This is a genomic window from Variovorax sp. Soil_C_26 (genome assembly GCF_057657075.1).
The window spans coordinates 1-562 of the sequence record NZ_JBDGJC010000043.1 but is presented as its reverse complement, the minus strand read 5'-3'; the positions used below and the strand labels follow the sequence as shown (position 1 = coordinate 562).

At 66.2% G+C, this 562-nt stretch carries 2 protein-coding genes; both read left to right on the top strand.

All coding sequences use genetic code 11. The features are described 5' to 3' along the window. Positions 1-21: 21 nt before the first annotated feature. Positions 22-462 (top strand): IS66-like element accessory protein TnpA, encoded by a 441-nt coding sequence (gene tnpA, locus AC3A6G_RS27370; protein ID WP_487863264.1) that lies wholly within the window; start codon positions 22-24, stop codon positions 460-462. Further along, on the top strand, positions 438-562 hold a 125-nt coding region (gene tnpB / locus AC3A6G_RS27365), incomplete at its 3' end, for an IS66 family insertion sequence element accessory protein TnpB (protein ID WP_487875097.1). The genes tnpA and tnpB, both read left to right, overlap by 25 nt.

The following is a 562-nucleotide window of genomic DNA, read 5'->3' as shown; positions in this document are numbered from 1 at the left end:
TAGAGCAACGTGGGAACGTAAATGACAGACGATTTGGAAGACCTCAAACGCCGGCTGGTGGTGGGACACAAGAGCGACGGACGCAGCGTGTACGACGAGGCGGCGAAGTCGCAGCTGGTGGCACTGTGCCGACAGCCGGGCGCCTCGGTGTCGCGTCTGGCGCGCGAGTGCGGCGTCAACGCCAACCAGGTCAGCCGCTGGCTTCGCGAGCATGGCTTCGGCGGGCGTGCGCGCAAGGCCACCGACGTGGTGCCAGCGCCTGCGTTTGTGGCTGTCGCAATGCAGCAGCCAGCGTCGCCGGTGAAGGCTCGTTCGGGCGACGACACGGTCGCCGTGATGGACATGCAGGCGCGCTTGCCCAATGGCGTGGCGCTCGAACTTCGTGGCATAGAGCTGCGCCACGTCGGCGAAGTGATCGAGGCGCTTGGGAGGTTGCGGTGTTCCGTCTCGACGAAGGGCTGAAGGTCTACCTGCACCGCACGCCCGTGGACTTCCGGCTGAGCATCAACGGCTTGGCCGTGCTGGTAGAGCAGGCACTGGGTCTGGACCCGTTCGCCTCGTG